Here is a 15,864-nt window from a genome sequence, read left to right on the forward strand (position 1 = left end):
GAAGGTAATCGGCAATGAGACAGCTCAGCAGACAATGGCTTCGCGGTCGCAGGGCCGCGCTCGTCGCGGCCCTGATCGCCGCCGCCCTCACCCCGGCGGCTCCCGCCGCCGCGGCGGATCCGTGCGGGGCGGGCAGCAACCCGGTCCAGTGCGAGAACTCCAAACCGGGCGCCCCCAGGGACGAGTGGTTCTCCCCGAACGCCTGGGGCGACATCGCGGGCTTCACCACCGAGATGAGCGTCGAGGCCGGCGACACGGTCCGCTTCAAGGTGCAGTCGCCCAGCCAGTACCGCATCCGCGTCTACCGCCTCGGCTGGTACGACGCGGACGGCGCCCGCCGGATGTCCACCGACGCCCAGTACAACCAGCTCTATCCGGCCAACAACACCGGCACCCCCGCGTCCTGCACCCACGACGCCTCCGTCGGCCTCATGGACTGCGGCAACTGGCCCGTCACCGGCACCTGGGCCGTGCCCTCCACCGCGCTCAGCGGCCTGTACATCGCCAACTTCGAGCAGGCCGACGGCAACGGCGTGATGACGTACCCGTTCGTCGTGAAGGACGAGTCCAGCCACTCCGACATCGTCGTGCAGACCTCCGACGAGACCTGGCAGGCGTACAACAACTGGGGCAGCCCCAATCTGTACGACGGCGACGGCCCCGCGCCCGACGGGCGCGCGTACAAAGTGAGCTACAACCGGCCGCTCGACGTCGGCGGCGACAACGGCATCTACGGCTCCGAGTGGGAGATGCTCGCCTGGCTGGAGCGCAACGGCTACGACGTCAGCTATCTCTCCGGCCTCGACACGGCGACCCGGCCCGGACTGCTGACCAACCACAAGATCTACATGTCGTCCGGCCACGACGAGTACTGGACGCAGGAGCAGTTCACCAACGTGCTGAACGCGCGGAAGGCGGGGGTGAACCAGATCTTCGCCAGCGGCAACGAGGTGTTCTGGAAGACCCGCCTCGAGCCCAGCATCGACGGTACGAACACCGCGAACCGCACCCTCGTCTGCTACAAGGAGACCAAGCTCTCCCTCCCCACCCCCAACGGCATCCCGGACCCCAGCAGCGAGTGGACCGGCACCTGGATGGACCCGGCGAGCACCGCCCAGGGGGCCCCGTACCAGCCGGAGAACATCCTCACCGGGTCGATGTTCAAGGTGAACGGCCCCGAATACCAGGCGATCAAGGTGCCCGCCGCGTACAAGGACATGCGGATCTGGCGCAACACGACCGTCCGCAATCTGGCTCCCGGCGGGACCTCCGTGTTCCCCCTGGGCACCCTCGGCTACGAGTGGGACAGCGACATCGAGAACGCCTCCCGCCCCGAGGGCCAGATCCGTCTCTCGGAGGCCACCGAGAGCATCACCGACAACGTGCTCAAGGACTGGGGCAACTCGTACGGCGACGGCGAGGCCACCCACCATCTGGTCGCCTTCCGGGACCGCACCTCGAACGCCCTGGTCTTCGGCACCGGCACCGTCCAGTGGTCCTGGGGACTGACCGACCGCCCGTACTACCCGGCGGACGACCCCTACCAGTCGACCGTCGACACCCAGAACCGGATGCAGCAGGCGACGGTCAACGTGCTCGCCGACATGGGCGTCCAGCCCACCACCCTGCAGTCCGGCCTGGTCACGGCCACCAAGTCCACCGACACCACCGGCCCCACCGTCGCCGTCACCAGCCCCGCCGCCGGCTCCTCGACCCCCGCGCTCAAGGAGCTCACCGTCACCGGCACCGCGACCGACACGGGCGGCGGCGTCGTCGCCCGTACGGAGGTGTCCACCGACGGCGGCGCCACCTGGCACGCGGCGACGGGCCGTACGAGCTGGACCTACAAGTGGACCCCGGTGACCACCGGCACCGTCCAGCTGAAGGTCCGCTCGGTGGACGACAGCGTCAACATCGGCGCCGCGACCACCGTCCCGCTCACCGTCACCGAACAGCAGTGCCCCTGCACCGTCTGGCCCGCGTCCGCCGAGCCCGTCAAGGCCAACGGCGGCGACGGCGGCTCCGTCGAGCTCGGGGTGAAGATCCGTACGTCCACGCCGGGGTCCATCGCCGGCGTGAAGTTCTACAAGTCGCAGTACAACACCGGCACCCACACCGGCAGCATCTGGGACGCGACGACCCAGCAGCGGCTGGCGACCGGCACCTTCACGGGCGAGACGACGGGCGGCTGGCAGACGCTGATGTTCGACAACCCGGTGCCGGTCAAGCCCGGGAAGACGTACATCGCCTCGTACCACGCCCCGAACGGCGGCTACGCCTTCGACGACGGCTACTTCGACGGCAAGAGCGCGGGCCTGGCCCCGATCACCGCCCTGCAGTCCGGCACGGACGGCGCGAACGGCGTCTACCGCTACAGCGCCACCAGCGCCTTCCCCACCAACGGCTCCACCGGCGGCGCCAACTACTGGGTGGACGCCATCCTGGAGACCGGCACCGCCAGCACCACCCCGCCCACCGTCACCGCCCGCACGCCGTCCTCCGGGGCCACCGGCGTCGCGATCACGGCACCCGTGTCGGCGACCTTCAGCCAGGGCATGGACGCCGCGTCGCTCGACTTCACGGTGACGGGTCCCGGCGGGGCCACCGTCCCCGGGACGGTGGCGCTGGACGGGGACTCGCGGACGGCGGCGTTCGCCCTGGCGGGCCAGCTGGCGCTGAACACCACGTACACCGTGTCCGTCCAGGGCGCCGACCTCTGGGGCAACGCCATGCCGTCCCCGGTGACCTGGACGTTCACCACCAGCGCGACACCGCCGCCGCTGAACTGCCCGTGCCGGCTGTGGCCCGCGCAGGCCACCCCGACGACGGCGGAGGCCACCGGTGACCCCAACTCGCTGGAGCTGGGGACGCGGTTCTCGTCGGCGGTGGACGGTCAGGTCACCGGGGTCACGTTCTACAAGGGCGCCGGGAACACCGGGACGCACACGGGGACGCTGTGGGCGGTGGACGGTCAGCAGCAGCTGGCCACCGGGACGTTCACGGACGAGACGGAATCGGGCTGGCAGACGCTGACCTTCGACGATCCCGTGGCCGTCACCGCCGGGACGGAGTACGTCGTCTCGTACCACGCCCCGAACGGTCACTACTCCGTCGATCCCGGGTACTTCTCGGCGCCCCATCTGGCGTATCCGCTGTCGGCGTCTGACGGGCTCTATCGATACGGCGCCGACATCGGCTATCCGACGGGCACCTACAACGCGACCAACTACTGGGTGGGCCCCGTCTTCACCTCGGCGGGAGGCTGAGTGAGCAGCGTCAGCGTCGTCATCCCCTGCTACAAGTACGGCCACTTCCTGGCCGACTGCGTACGCAGCGTCCTCGACGAGCAGCCCGGCCCCGACATCCGGGTGCTGATCATCGACGACGCCTCCCCGGACGACTCGGCGGACCAGGCGCATCGCCTGGCCGCCGCGGACGACCGGATCGAGGTGCGGGTCCACGCGACGAACCAGGGCCACATCGCCACGTACAACGAGGGCCTCCTGGACTGGGCGACCGGCGACTACAGCGTCCTGCTGTCCGCCGACGACCGCCTCGTCCCGGGCGCCCTCGTCCGCGCGGCGGCGCTGCTCGACGCCCACCCGGAGGCGGGCTTCGCGTACGGCCGGCCGCTGCGGTTCGTCCACGGCGGGCCGCTGCCGAAGGCCCGTACCGAATCGACCGGTTCGGTGGTCTACCCCGGCCACTGGTGGCTGGAACGCCGCTTCCGCGAGGCCACCGGGTGCATCACGTCGCCGGAGGTCGTCGTGCGGACCAAGCTCCAGCAGCACGTCGGCGGCTACGACCCGAAGCTGCCGCACGCCGGGGACATCGAGATGTGGATGCGGCTCGCCGCGCACGCCGACGTCGGCTATGTGCGCGGCGCCGACCAGGCGTACTACCGGGTCCACGGCAAGAACATGTCCACCGTCGACTTCGGCGGGCAGCTCGACGACCTGCGGCAGCGGCTGGTGGCGTACGACTCGACGCTGGAGAAGTGCCGGGACCGGCTGCCCGACGCCGACCGGCTCTCCGCGCTGGTACGCACCCGCCTCGCCCGGTACGCGCTGCGCCGCGCCTACCGGGCGTACGACAGGGGGCGCACCGGTGTGGTGCCGGTGGACGAGCTCGTCGCCTTCGCCCGCGAGTGCGTGCCGTCGGTGGAGGGGCTGCCCGAGTACCGGGCGCTCGCGCTGCGGCGGCGGATCGGGGCGGGCGTCATGCCGTATCTGCAGCCGCTGGTGCTCTCAGCGGTGCGCGACCGCGTCCGCGAGCGGCTGTGGTGGCGGTCCTGGGCGCGGCGTGGCGTCTGACGTCCGCCGGCGGCGTGAGTCCAGCGCCAGCGCCCCGGTCACCCCGCCGAGCAGGCCCAGCAGGCCGACGCCGGCCAGGGCCCGGCTCGGGGTGGCCGTGGCCTCGACCGTACCGGGGCGGCTGACGACGGCGGCCGTCAGCCGGGCGGCGGGGGCGATGCCCTGGTCGGCCTGCAGCTTCTCCAGGCGGGCGGAGTACACGTTCATGATGCGCTGCACCATCAGCCCCGCCTCGGTGCCGTCGGGCTGCTCGGCGACGATCTGCAGGGACGGGATCACGTACCGCGGGGTGACGCTGGTGCCGCTGTTGCGGGGCGAGATGCGGTACGTGCCGCTCACCCCCGCCTGGCGCAGGTCGGCGCGGCCCTCGGGGGAGCGGAGCTGGAGGATCACCGAGTACGAGGTGGCGGCCAGGGCGGGCTGGAGGTTGGTGAGCTGGTTCGGCTGGTTCTGCGTGACCGGCGACTTCACCAGCAGCACCGCCGAACTGACGAACCGCGGCTCGGGCCGCAGCACCTGCCAGGCCCCTCCGGCGGTCAGCACCGCGACGAGCGCGAGCACGTACCAGCGCCGCAGCAGGGCCCGCGCGAACATCTCGGGCGTCATGGGGCTCCCCCTTCCCTTCCGACACCGTCGATACTGGCAGGCGGCGGGCTCTCGGGGGGAGGGCATATGAGTATCCGGGATATTTTTTACGTCTTGATACGCCGTTGGTACGTCGCCGCCCCCGTCGCCCTCCTCGGCGTATTGGCCGCCTTCCAGCTGTACCGGACCGTCCCCCTCGACTACGAGTCCCAGTCCTCGGTCTCCCTGCTGAACTCCCGCGCCGCCGCCCGCGTCGCCCCCAGCTACGGCAACCCCATCGCCGACGCCGGGGGCTCGCTCATCGGTACGGCGGAGGTGCTGATCCGCACCATCGAGTCCCAGGACTCGGCGAAGACCCTGCGCGACATGGGCGTCACCGACCCGTACACCGTCGGCTTCGCGGAGAAGGCCGAGGGGCCGCTGCTGACGCTCACCGTCACCGGCAGCGACCGGGCTGACGTCTACCGCGAGACGGAGATCATCACCCGCTTCGCGGCGGAGGAGCTGCAGGCCCTGCAGTCCGCCGCCCGGGTGCCGGAGGGGTACTACGCGCAGGCCACGCCCATCGTGTCCCCGCAGCAGCCGGTGTCGGAGGCCAAGCCCCGGTACCAGGCCGCGGCGGCGGTGGTGCTGGCGGCGGGGGCGGCGGGGTTCGTGCTGGCGTTCGTGGCGGAGGCGATCGGGCGCTTTCGCTCGGGTCGGCCCCTGCGGCGGCCTTCGGGGCGTGGGGGTGTGCTCCTCGGGCGGGAGCTTGACGCGACGGACGTCCTCAGCGTGTATCTGGCGCTCGCCCTGTTCATTCCGTCGAACCTCGCGCTGCCGGGGCTCGGGGGCGTCGGGACTCCGGCGAACGCCTTCGCGCTGGTGGGGCTGTGCTGGTATCTGGCCGGGTGGCTGTCGGGGCGGCTGGTGCCTGTCGGTGGTTCGCGGGCGCCGACGATCGCCGTGGGGGTGCTGACGCTGGCGGTGCTGCTGTCGTTCGTCGCCAATGCCACGCGGGGGGCTGCCGGGGAGGAGATCTCGGGGGCCGACCGGGCGGTCATCCTGCTGGTGGTGTGGGTGACGCTGGTCGTGCTGGGCGCCACCGCGATGCGGGACCGGGAGCGGCTGGACGTGCTGCTGCGGCGGCTGGTCGTGATGGCGGCGGTGGTGGCGGCGCTGGGGATCTACGACTTCGTGACGGAGACCAGCATCGCCGACCTGATCGCCGTGCCCGGGCTGCAGACGTCCGTCGCGGGGGCCTCCGTGATGGACCGGGGGTCGTTCACCCGGCCGCGGTCGCTCACCGCGCATCCGCTGGAGTTCGGGGGGATGCTGGCCGTGCTGCTGCCGTTCGCCGTGCAGCAGGCGTTCGATCCGGTGCGGCGGGGGGCTTCGGCCGCGCGGCGGTGGGGGCCGGTGGTGCTGCTCGGGGGGTTGCTGCCGCTGACCGTGTCGCGGACGTCGATCATCGGGGCGGCCGTGGTGGCTCTGGTGATGGTGCCTCGGTGGAAGCCGGGGCGGCGGTGGGCGGCCATCGGGGTGTTGGTGGGGGCGGTGGGGGTGTTCAAGGTGATCGTGCCGGGGCTGATCGGGACGATCACCGGGCTGTTCTCCGAGTTCCTGTCGAACTCGGACTCCAGTACGCAGGCCCGGACGGTCAAGTACTCGGAGATCGCCGTGTACTTCCGGCAGGATCCGGTGCTGGGGCGGGGGTTCGGGACGTTCTTTCCGGATCGGTACTTCTTCACCGACAACGAGTATCTGCTGGTCCTGGCCGAGATGGGGGTGGTCGGGCTGGTCGCGTTGGCCGGGTTGTTCCTGGCGGGGATTCACTGTGGTGGGGCGATCCGGCGGGTGGCGCGTGATGACAACGACCGGGAGCTGGGGCAGGCATTCTTCGCTTCGGCGATGGTGTCGCTGGTGATCAGTGCGACGTTCGATTCGTTGAGCTTTCCGATGTTCGCGGGGGTGTTCTTCGTGCTGCTGGGGGCGGCGGGGGGCTGTCTGGGGTTCGTGCGGCGATCTGCCGCTGCCTCTTCCCGGGGGATGACCCCCGAACCCCCGGCCGGCAAGCAGGACGACCGCGCGGACATCGTGCGGCGCGCGTGAACGGACCCGTACCTATTGTGGAGGCCGTGAGATGACCGTCGCCGTGGTCGTGGTGACCTGGAACAGTGCCGAGGTTCTCCCCGGCTTCCTCGACTCCCTCCCCAAGGGGCTGGCGGGGCTGGACTGGCGGCTGGTCGTCGCCGACAACGCCTCCGCCGACGATACGGTCGCGGTCCTGCGGGAGCGGGCTCCGGAGGCGGTGGTCGTCGAGACCGGCCGTAACGCCGGGTACGCCGGGGGGATCAACGCGGCGCTGGCGGCTGCGGGAGAGTACTCGGCGGTGCTGATCTGCAACCCGGACCTGCGGCTGGCGGAGGGCTGCGGGGAGCGGCTGGTCGGCGGGCTGTCCGGCTCGACGGGGATTGCGGTGCCGTTGCTGTACGAGGCGGACGGCGCCCTCATCAGGACGCTGCGGCGGGAGTCGTCGATCCCCCGGGCGCTGGGGGAGGCGGTGATCGGGAACCGGCGGGCGGGACGGTTCCCGTATCTGAGCGAGCTGGTGACGGATCCTTCGGCGTACGCCCGCTCGACTGTCACGGACTGGGCGACGGGCGCCCTGATGGCCGTGTCCGGGGACTGTCTGCGGGCGTGCGGGCCGTGGGACGAGTCCTTCTGGCTCTACTCCGAGGAGACGGAGTTCTGCCTCCGCGCCCGCGACCGCGGCTTCCGCACCCGCCTGGAACCCACGGCCTCCGCCACCCATCTGGGCGGCGACTCCCAGGTCTCCCCCCGGCTGTGGACGCTGCTCACGCTGAACCGCGTCCACCTCTACCGCCGTCGCCATTCCGCCGCCGCGACGGCGGTGTTCCGCGCGGCGGTCCTCCTGCGCGAGGCCTCCCGCGCCGTCCTGGGGCAGGGGCCCAGCCGTGCCGCTGCGCGGGCGCTGCTGTCGGGTGGCGGCGCCCGTACCCGGCTGATTCCGCCGGAGGCGCGCACCGGAGGGTCCTGAGGCTTCCCGGGGTCCATGACCTGTGCGGCCGGCGCCGCGGCCCCCGGCTGTGGGGTGTCCGGGGGCAGCGCGGCCGCACGTTCGTGGTCACGGGCGGAACAGTGACTGCATGCTCGTGATCTGGCCCGAGGCGTCGACGACCAGGTCGAAGCCGGTGCCGTTGTAGAACGCGGGGTCCAGCTTGTTGAACACGGTGACGAACTGGGTCGGCGAGTACGGCAGCAGCTCGTAGTCCTGGTGGCCGGCTACGTCGCCGCGGACCTGGGCGGTCAGCCCGATCCGGGCGTTCTTCGCCAGGGGGACCGTCGTGAAGGGTCCGGTGCCGGGGATGATCTCCCAGGTGTCGAACCGGGTGTTGATCTTCTTCTCGGCCACGCGGACGGAGACGTAGGTGCGGCCACCGGCGGTCCAGGCCCTGTTGATGTTCACGAAGGGTGCCGTGCCGGCGAAGGGGGCTTTGGGGGCGGGCTTGCTCGGCTTGGCGGACGGCTTGGCGGCCGGGGTGCTCGGCTCGGCGGTGGGCTTGGCGGTGGGCTTCTTCGTGGCGGCCGACGGGCGGGCGGTCGGCTCGGTGGTCGGGGACGAGGGCGTCTGCTCCGTCTTCTCCTTCGCCTTTGCGGCGGGGGAAGCGGCCGGCTTTGCCGCGCCGGCGGGCTCCATCGCGTCGGTGCCGCCCTGCCGGCCGCATCCGGTCAGGACGAGGGTGCTGATGGCGATGACGGTGAGCCAGCCCTTGGCGGTGTGACGGCGGGAGGTGTTCATTGTCAACGGCTCCTGTTTATCGGCGTGTTTGGGTTACACCCTCTCTACGCCTTGAGCCGCCAGCCGGGTTGCATCCGGTCCAAGTATTTTTCAATTTTCCTTCGACGCGCCCCGGAAACGACGGAGATCCCGACCGATCATGAAGATCGACGGGATCTCGTCACGTGCATAGTGGCAGGTCAAAGCATCATTCGACGGTCAGCCAGTACGCCTCGCGCAGCGACCGTACGCGGCCCTCGGCGTCGTAATCCAGGGCGAACACCCACTCGGGCCCGCCCTTCAGCAGGTTCACGAAATCACCCATCCGCAAATCCTGCGCCCGCCCCCCGGTCGCATTCTTCGCCTCAACCGGAATTTCCGGCGGGAGCGTCACCGTATGCACCATTCCGCTGCGTCTGAAGACTCCTTTTCGGTAACGGACTTCCGCCACCGTGACCTGAACGGATTTCCCCCGTACGACCGCGTCGTAAACGAATCCGAGTTCGCTCGCGTATTCCTCCCCGGGCCCCGGCACCGGCGTCACGAAGGCCGAGGCGCTCGGCGTCACCGTCGGCTTCGCCGCGGTGGTTGCCCCCTCCGGCATCCGGACCACCGACAGCACCCCCACGACCACCGCCGCCGCCATCACCACCCCGCCGGATGCCGCGGCCGCCCGCTTGCGCCGCCGGCGCCGGTCGCCCCGTACCCGGATCCGCTCGGCGGCCAGTGGGACGGCGGACCGCCGGCCCTCGGCGGCCAGTTCGGCGAGCCGCTCCTCCAGATTCACGTCCCACCTCCTCGGCTCATCGGACTCACGGGGTGTACAGCGACTCCAGCTTGGTGACCCGGCCCTCACCGTCGAAGCTCAGGTCGAACCCGACGTTCTCGCGCAGCCGCTCCTCGAGCCCCATGAAGTCGGTGACGAACTCGTCCTGCGGCGTCTCCACGGGCTCACCGCGCCCCGCCTCGTCGCTGTCCGGGCGCACCTGGACCGTCAGCAGCACCCGGGCGTCCTCCGCCAGCGGGACGGTGGTGAACTCGCCCGTGCCCTGGATGATCTCCCAGGCCTCGAAGCCGTCGGCCTTCTGCTTCTGCGCGGGCCGGACGGAGACCTTGGTCACGCCGCCCTCGGTCCAGGCCTTCTCCATCGTCACGAACTGCTTCGTACCGGCGAAGGGCGCCTTCTCCTCCGGTGCCTCGGTGTCCGCGGCGGCGGGGTCCACGCCGTCGTCTGCCGTGGCCGTGGCCTCGACGGACGCGGGGGCGGCCGCGTCGTCCGCGCCCTTCTCGCCGCACCCGGTCAGGGCGAGGGCACCGAGGGCGACGACGGTGAGCAGGCGCAGGGTGGCCTTGCGGCGGGAGGCGGGCATGGTCTGTTCTCCTCGGGACCGGTGTGTGGTCGGGTTACGCGGTCTCTACGCGCCGGACCGCCCGCCGGGTTGCATCCGGTCCCAGGAAATTTCTGGCGGGCCTACTTCACCGTCAGCCAGTACACCTCACGCAGCGACCGGACCCGCCCCTCGGCGTCGTAGTCCAGGGCGAACACCCATTCGGGCCCGCCCTTCAGCAGGTCCACCACGTCCCCGATCCGCGCGTCCCCCGGCCTGCCGCCGGTCAGCGTCTCGACCTCGACCGCGGTGAACGAGTCCAGGGTCAGCTGATGCACGACCCCGGTGGGCACGGCCGTCCCGTTCTTCTCCTCGAGCTGCTTGACGGTGACCCGTACCCGATCCCCGTCCACCGCCTTCGCCCCGTACACGTATCCGAGCTCGGCGGCGTACTCCTCGCCCGGCCCGGGCGTCGGCGGTACGAACAGGGGCGCGCTCGCGGACGGCTTCGCGGCCGTCGGCGCCTTCTCCTCCCCGCGCCCGAACAGCGTCAGCCCGCCCGCGATCACCGCGGCGGCCAGCAGCACCCCGCCCGACGCCTGCGCCGCCCGCCTGCGCCTGCGGCGCCGGTCGCCGCGGGCGCGGATGGTCTCGGCGGCCAGCGGTACGGCGGAGCGGCGGCCCTCGGCGGCGAGGCCGGCCAGCCGTTCGTCCAGGCCGATGTCGTCAGCCACGCTCCACCTCCGACACCCGGCCGCCCGTCCGCGGATCCAGCTCAGTATCGGCGAGAATCTTCGCCAGCGCAGCCCGCCCCCGGCTCAGCTGCGCCTTGACCGTACCGACGGGCGAGCCCGTCTCCTCGGCGACCTGCTTGACCTCCAGATCGCACAGGTGATGCAGCACGATCACGCGCCGCTGCGCCGCCGGGATCTGCTTCAGCGCCTCGACCAGCAGCACGTGATGGTCCGCGGGCGGCGGTACGTTCGGGGGCGGCCCCTGCCGCTTCGCGAAGCTGAGCGAGGTCCGTACCCGGCGCCAGCGGCTGACCGCGAGCCGGTACGCGACGGTCCGTACCCACGCCTCGGGGGCACCGTCCTTGTCCAGCTGCCCCCGCCGCTCCCAGGCCCGTACGAACGCTTCCTGGACGACGTCCTGGGCCTCGGCCCGGTCGCCGATCATGGCGTACAGCTGCCCGATGAGCCGCCCCACGCTCCCGGCGTAAAAGGCGTCAAACGCCTGCTCGTCCATCCCCCACCTGCGGTCTTCGGCGCCCCGTGCGTCAGTCTGGTCGACCGAACACTGCCACTTGCGCCGCGGACGACGCAAGAAGCCGGGGTTCCGGATGGTCCCGGCGCTGTCTTGAGCCCCCGGCGGAATGTCCGGTCCCGGCCTGTCGCCCCTACCGGGTTCCTGTCATGCTCAGGGCAATTTCCCGCACGCCGTCCGAAGGAGCCCACGCCATGCGCCGTCTCACCGCAGCCGCCACCGCCCTCCTCGCGGCCGCCGCGCTCTTCACGGTCCCCGCCACGGCCGCGGCGGCCGAGAAGCCCGCCCCCACCGCGGAGACGTGCCTCTTCTACGGCCCCGACGTCATCCTGTACGGCGTCTCCCTCAACTACCGCGCCTGCACGGCGGACACCGGCCTGGTCCGGGTCACCGGCTCGATGAACAGCGCGATCGTGGACGGCCGCTGCACCCGCCTCACGCTGCGCATCGGCACCCGGATCTTCGTCCTCGACGTCTGCGACGGCCAGCACCTCACGTTCGACACGGGCTACGTCCCGGGCCCGTTCCTGGGCCACACCCTGTCGTACACCTTCTGAGGGGCTCACGGGGGCTCGCACCTCTCCTCCGGCCACCTCCTACGAATGCCCGGGACCCTGAGGCCCCGGGCACCCTGTTGAGCGGGTCAGCCCGCGCGGCAGGAGACCGTCGGCCAGGTTCTGTTGCCGTTGTGCTGGATGGTCACGCCCCAGTTGTTGCCGTTGCCGTTGGGGCGGGCCACCAGGGTTTGGGCGTTCGGGTACTGGGCCGTGATGTTCCACGTCGCGATGATCTTCGCGGGGGAGGGGACGTTCATCGTGACGGTCCAGTTCGAGGAGCCCGTGACGTTCACGGACAGGTTGTAGCGGTCCGTCCAGCTCGAGCCCGCCGAGAGCGTCGCCGTACAGCTGCCGCCGGTCGGCGGGGGTTCCGTCGGGGGCGGGGTGGTGCCGCCGCCGTCGGGGGCCACCGCGCGGCCCGTCGACGGGGAGATCATGCCGGCGCACAGGCCCTTGGCGGACAGGGTCTGGGCGATGCGCGGGATCGCGGCGAGGGTGTTGGCGGGCCAGTCGTGCATGAGGATGATCTGGCCGTTCGTCATCCGGTTCACGGCGCCGACGATGGCGTCCGTGCTCGCGTTGTTCCAGTCCTGGGAGTCGACGTCCCAGATGATCTGACGCAGCCCGTACTTCGCCTCCACGGCCTGCAGCGTCGCGTTGGTCTCCCCGTACGGCGGACGGAACAGCTTCGGCGTACCGCCGCCGCCGTTGCTGATCGCCTGCTGGGTGCGGGAGATCTCGGAGTCCATCTGGGCCTGGCTGAGCTGAGTCATGTGCGGGTGGGTGTAGCTGTGGTTGCCGACCCACATCCCCGCGCTGACCTGCGCGCGGACCTGGGCGGGGTTGGCGGCCGCGTTGTTGCCCTGGTTGAACATCGTGGCCCGCAGCCCGTTCGACCGCAGCGCGTTCAGCAGCTGCGACGTGGTGCTGGACGGGCCGTCGTCGAACGTCAGGCCGACGTACCCGTTGCAGGCGGCCTGCGCCGCGCCCTCCGCCGGGAGGGCGGGGACGGCGAGGGCTCCGGCGGCGGCGAGGGCGAGGACGGAGAGCTTGGCGATCAGCGGCCGTAGCGACCGCCGGGGGGTGTCGCGCATGGGTGTGACTCCTTGTGTCCGGGCTTACGGCTGCCCGGGACGGATTCCCGGGCAGCCGCAGGGGGAAGAGCGGGCCGTGCGGCAGGGTCAGCCCGTGCTGCAGGACACCGTCGGCCAGGTCCAGTTGCCGTTGTGCTGGATGGTCACACCCCAGTTGTTGCCGTTGCCGTTCGGTCTGGCGACGAGTTGCTGGGCGGTCGGGTACTGCGCGCCGATGTTCCAGCTTGCGATGATCTTCGCCGGTGACGGGACGTTCATCGTCACGACCCAGTTGTCCGTACCGGAGACGGAGACGTTCAGGTTGTACCGGTCGCTCCAGCTGGAACCCGCGGACAGCGTCGCGGTGCAGCCGCCGCCGCTCGGCGGCGGTTCGGTCGGGGGCGGGGTGGTGCCGCCGGAGCCGATGGTGATGTTCGAGCTGCCGCTGCTCTGGTAGCCCTCGGTGGCGAGGATCTGGTAGTTGTGACGGCCCAGGTTCATCCCGGCCCGCGCCCAGGCGTCGAAGTGGTTGCCGGCGGTGATGGTGCCGCCGGTGCGCTTGGAGGTCCGTACGGACCAGTACTGGTCGAAGGTCTTCGTGCCCTCGATGGACGGCGCGTTGTAGCGGGTCGTCTTGTAAATGTCGTACGTCCCGCCGTCACTGGTCACCGACCCCATCCGGGTGCCGGTGGGCCGGTACGTGCCCCAGTTGTCGACGATGTAGTACTCGATGAGCGGGCCCTGAGTCCACCCGTACAGCGTCAGATACGCGTTGCCGGACGGATTGAAGCTCCCCGAGTACGTGACGGCCCGCCGGTCCCCGGTGCTCCAGCCCTTTCCGGCGACGAAGTTGCCGGTGTTGCTCCACCGGGTGGAGTAGTTGCCGCCGGAGCCCAGGTCCATGGAGACGGTGCCCGGGCTGTCGGTCCAGAAGGAATAGAAGTAGCCGTTGTTGGTGCCCGTCCCGGGACTGACCGCCGACGCGGTGCTCGGGACGACCAGGGCGAGCATCGCCGCCATCGCGGTGATCAGAAAGGTCCTGACGAGCCCGCGTCTGCGGTCGCCGGGTCGTCGTGCGCGAACGTTCATGGTCCTGCTGCCTCCTCGTTCGTACGGCGTGGGGGCCGGCGGAACTCGGCCGCTGTCGGCGGGTGCGCGGCGACGGGAGGAGCAGGAGCAGGCCGCCGTGACGACATCGGCCGGTGGGGTACGCGTTCCACCGCTTGGACAGCAGTGTGGTCGGCTGGGTTCTGGTGTCAACAGTTTCGACGAAATTACGAAAGTTTCTCGACGGATTCCTTACGGGAATGCCGGGGATTTACTGGCGTGATGAATGTGGAGGCGGCCGACGACTGCCGGATCGGGCATCGTTCCCACACCGACAGTCGTCGAATTGCTCGAAAAATTTCGGTCGTTGACCGCGACATTTCGCGACCGGAGGTCAGCTGCCGGCGCCGAGCCGGTCCGTGAGGAACCGGGCGGCGCGGTCGAGCGCGGCGTCCGCCTCGTCGAGGCGCCCGAAGTGGTGCTGGTAGACGTGCGGGAGCTCCGCCCCGATCTCCAGCGTGACGCCGACGCCGTCGGCGCCCGCGCGGCCGGCGAGGCGGACGGAGTCGTCGAGCAGCATCTCGTTCGCGCCGACCTGTACGAGCAGCGGGGGCAGGCCGCTCAGGTCGGCGAAGAGCGGGCTCACGAGAGGGTGGCGGCGGTCGCCGTCACCGACGTAGAGGTCCACGCCCGCGTGGATTTCGGCCGCCGTGAAGATCGGGTCCGCGTCCTCCTTGGTGCGCATGCTGTCCCCGGCGCCGGTGAGGTCGACCCACGGGGAGAAGAGGACCACGGCGGCCGGCTGCGGCAGGCCCGCGTCCCGGGCGGCGAGCAGGGTCGCGAGGGCCAGGCCGCCGCCGGCGGAGTCGCCGCCGAGGACGATCCCGCCCGGGTCCTCTCCGCCGTCCAGCAGCTCGCGGTAGGAGGCGAGGCCGTCGTCGACGGCGGCGGGGAAGGGGTGTTCGGGGGCCAGCCGGTAGTCGACCGAGGTCGCGCGGATCCCGGCGCGGGCGGCGAACTCGCCGACGAGGCCGGCGTGCGTTTCCGGGGAGCCGATGATGTAGCAGCCGCCGTGGAAGTAGAGCAGCCGCCCCCGCCGGAGGGCGCCTTCCGGCTCGAGATCCAGGGCGGGCCGCCCGCCGAGGGTGCGCTCGCGGGTGACGACGCCCTTCGGCGCGGGACGCCCGACGCCGGCGGCGAAGCCTTCGCGCTGCTGGGCGACGGTGAAGGGGGTGTCGCTGCGGGGGGTGGAGCGGAGCAGGACGTCGATGGCCTGGCGCTGCTGGCGGGACATGGTGGGCCTCCGGGTGGGTCGGGTGGGAGGATGTGTATTCCTCGGAATGCATCTACGATCCACCTAACCACCTTCCAAGGAAGTTGATTCCTAGGAATCTATTGGAGTCCCTGTGAGCTACGTCACCCCACTCTTCCTCGACCTGGTCCGCGTGGAGACCAGGCTCTACAACGCCCTGAGCACCCACCTCCGCACGGAACACGGTGTGACGCTGGGCCAGTTCGAGTTCCTGGAGATCATCGACCGGGTGGCGGACTGCCGCGTCCTGGACATCGCGCGGGAGGTGGCGATCACGGTGGGCGCGGTGAGCAAGGCGGTGGACCGCCTGGTGACAGCGGGCTGGTGCGTCCGCGTGGCCCACCCCCAGGACCGCCGCTCCTCGGTCCTGCGCCTCACTCCCGCGGGGGAGTCGGTCCTCGCGTCGTCCCGCCCGACGCTGGAGAAGGAACTGGCCGCGCTGACGACCCCGATCCCCGCCGCCGACCTCAAACGCCTCGCGACCACGCTGGCGACCCTCCGCACGGCGCTCGAGGCGGCTGACAGGGGGCAGCCGGGGTGAGGTGATGTGGGGTCGACGTGCAGCGCCGTCGGTTCCCAGGAAGCTTGCATCAATGCAAGTT

The 15,864-nt window shown here is 71.0% G+C and carries 15 protein-coding genes; 6 read left to right on the plus strand and 9 right to left on the minus strand.

Going from position 1 to position 15,864, the window contains the following annotated elements:
• Nucleotides 1-14: 14 nt before the first annotated feature.
• Complete coding sequence (locus tag SRB5_RS37190; RefSeq protein WP_153454949.1) at nt 15-3,266, plus strand: N,N-dimethylformamidase beta subunit family domain-containing protein; 3,252 nt, start codon at nt 15-17, stop codon at nt 3,264-3,266.
• Nucleotides 3,267-4,313, plus strand: coding sequence for a glycosyltransferase (locus tag SRB5_RS22645; protein WP_323378306.1), 1,047 nt, complete (start codon nt 3,267-3,269; stop codon nt 4,311-4,313).
• Here the strand turns inward: SRB5_RS22645 and SRB5_RS22650 are convergent.
• Nucleotides 4,248-4,919: a hypothetical protein gene (locus SRB5_RS22650; protein ID WP_194293001.1), complete on the minus strand. Its 672-nt coding sequence runs from the start codon at nt 4,917-4,919 to the stop codon at nt 4,248-4,250. The two genes, SRB5_RS22645 and SRB5_RS22650, sit on opposite strands and share 66 nt — an antisense overlap.
• A 93-nt stretch (nt 4,920-5,012) precedes the next feature.
• Here SRB5_RS22650 and SRB5_RS22655 point away from each other — a divergent pair, with 93 nt between their 5' ends.
• Complete coding sequence (locus SRB5_RS22655) at nt 5,013-6,989, plus strand: O-antigen ligase family protein (protein ID WP_228390330.1); 1,977 nt, start codon at nt 5,013-5,015, stop codon at nt 6,987-6,989.
• A gap of 31 nt (nt 6,990-7,020) precedes the next feature.
• Nucleotides 7,021-7,938: a glycosyltransferase family 2 protein gene (locus SRB5_RS22660; protein ID WP_153454953.1), complete on the plus strand. Its 918-nt coding sequence runs from the start codon at nt 7,021-7,023 to the stop codon at nt 7,936-7,938.
• 87 nt (nt 7,939-8,025) lie between these two features.
• On the opposite strand, the gene SRB5_RS22665 is transcribed toward SRB5_RS22660, so the two are convergent.
• From SRB5_RS22665 to SRB5_RS22685, 5 genes are all read right to left on the minus strand, one after another.
• Complete coding sequence (locus SRB5_RS22665; RefSeq protein ID WP_153454955.1) at nt 8,026-8,700, minus strand: hypothetical protein; 675 nt, start codon at nt 8,698-8,700, stop codon at nt 8,026-8,028.
• A 187-nt stretch (nt 8,701-8,887) separates the two neighbouring features.
• Nucleotides 8,888-9,466 (minus strand): hypothetical protein, encoded by a 579-nt coding sequence (locus SRB5_RS22670; protein ID WP_323378307.1) that lies wholly within the window; start codon nt 9,464-9,466, stop codon nt 8,888-8,890.
• 25 nt (nt 9,467-9,491) lie between these two features.
• The gene (locus tag SRB5_RS22675) at nt 9,492-10,049 is read right to left on the minus strand and encodes a hypothetical protein (RefSeq protein ID WP_153454957.1); all 558 of its coding nucleotides are present in this window, start codon (nt 10,047-10,049) and stop codon (nt 9,492-9,494) included.
• 101 nt (nt 10,050-10,150) lie between these two features.
• Nucleotides 10,151-10,741 carry a hypothetical protein gene (locus SRB5_RS22680; protein ID WP_323378308.1) on the minus strand — a complete coding sequence of 197 codons (591 nt, stop codon included), beginning with the start codon at nt 10,739-10,741 and terminating at the stop codon, nt 10,151-10,153.
• Nucleotides 10,734-11,255, minus strand: coding sequence for a SigE family RNA polymerase sigma factor (locus SRB5_RS22685; RefSeq protein WP_153454961.1), 522 nt, complete (start codon nt 11,253-11,255; stop codon nt 10,734-10,736). The genes SRB5_RS22680 and SRB5_RS22685 overlap by 8 nt, the downstream gene beginning before the upstream one ends.
• Nucleotides 11,256-11,467: 212 nt before the next feature.
• Here SRB5_RS22685 and SRB5_RS22690 point away from each other — a divergent pair, with 212 nt between their 5' ends.
• Nucleotides 11,468-11,830 (plus strand): hypothetical protein, encoded by a 363-nt coding sequence (locus SRB5_RS22690; protein WP_153454963.1) that lies wholly within the window; start codon nt 11,468-11,470, stop codon nt 11,828-11,830.
• Nucleotides 11,831-11,916: 86 nt separating this feature from the next.
• Here the strand turns inward: SRB5_RS22690 and SRB5_RS22695 are convergent, their stop codons facing one another.
• The 3 genes from SRB5_RS22695 to SRB5_RS22705 form a co-directional block, all read right to left on the minus strand.
• Nucleotides 11,917-12,924: a polysaccharide deacetylase family protein gene (locus SRB5_RS22695; RefSeq protein ID WP_153454965.1), complete on the minus strand. Its 1,008-nt coding sequence runs from the start codon at nt 12,922-12,924 to the stop codon at nt 11,917-11,919.
• A gap of 87 nt (nt 12,925-13,011) precedes the next feature.
• The gene (locus tag SRB5_RS22700) at nt 13,012-13,992 is read right to left on the minus strand and encodes a glycoside hydrolase family 11 protein (protein ID WP_153454967.1); all 981 of its coding nucleotides are present in this window, start codon (nt 13,990-13,992) and stop codon (nt 13,012-13,014) included.
• Between the two features lie 352 nt (nt 13,993-14,344).
• Complete coding sequence (locus SRB5_RS22705; protein WP_153454969.1) at nt 14,345-15,244, minus strand: alpha/beta hydrolase; 900 nt, start codon at nt 15,242-15,244, stop codon at nt 14,345-14,347.
• Between the two features lie 112 nt (nt 15,245-15,356).
• On the opposite strand from SRB5_RS22705, the gene SRB5_RS22710 reads away from it, so the two are divergent.
• A complete protein-coding gene (locus SRB5_RS22710) occupies nt 15,357-15,803 on the plus strand; it encodes a MarR family winged helix-turn-helix transcriptional regulator (RefSeq protein ID WP_323378309.1) in 447 nt (148 codons plus the stop codon).
• Nucleotides 15,804-15,864: the final 61 nt, after the last annotated feature.

This window comes from Streptomyces smaragdinus, from assembly GCF_009604385.1.
Classification (GTDB): Bacteria; Actinomycetota; Actinomycetes; order Streptomycetales; family Streptomycetaceae; genus Streptomyces; species Streptomyces smaragdinus.

Excerpts from the sequence above, each read along its gene's own strand:
- SRB5_RS37190 (WP_153454949.1), top strand. The coding sequence starts at position 15 with ATGAGACAGCTCAGCAGACAATGGCTTCGCGGTCGCAGGGCCGCGCTC.
- SRB5_RS22650 (WP_194293001.1), bottom strand. The coding sequence starts at position 4,919 with ATGACGCCCGAGATGTTCGCGCGGGCCCTGCTGCGGCGCTGGTACGTG.
- SRB5_RS22660 (WP_153454953.1), top strand. The coding sequence starts at position 7,021 with ATGACCGTCGCCGTGGTCGTGGTGACCTGGAACAGTGCCGAGGTTCTC.
- SRB5_RS22665 (WP_153454955.1), bottom strand. The coding sequence starts at position 8,700 with ATGAACACCTCCCGCCGTCACACCGCCAAGGGCTGGCTCACCGTCATC.
- SRB5_RS22675 (WP_153454957.1), bottom strand. The coding sequence starts at position 10,049 with ATGCCCGCCTCCCGCCGCAAGGCCACCCTGCGCCTGCTCACCGTCGTC.
- SRB5_RS22685 (WP_153454961.1), bottom strand. The coding sequence starts at position 11,255 with ATGGACGAGCAGGCGTTTGACGCCTTTTACGCCGGGAGCGTGGGGCGG.
- SRB5_RS22690 (WP_153454963.1), top strand. The coding sequence starts at position 11,468 with ATGCGCCGTCTCACCGCAGCCGCCACCGCCCTCCTCGCGGCCGCCGCG.
- SRB5_RS22695 (WP_153454965.1), bottom strand. The coding sequence starts at position 12,924 with ATGCGCGACACCCCCCGGCGGTCGCTACGGCCGCTGATCGCCAAGCTC.
- SRB5_RS22700 (WP_153454967.1), bottom strand. The coding sequence starts at position 13,992 with ATGAACGTTCGCGCACGACGACCCGGCGACCGCAGACGCGGGCTCGTC.
- SRB5_RS22705 (WP_153454969.1), bottom strand. The coding sequence starts at position 15,244 with ATGTCCCGCCAGCAGCGCCAGGCCATCGACGTCCTGCTCCGCTCCACC.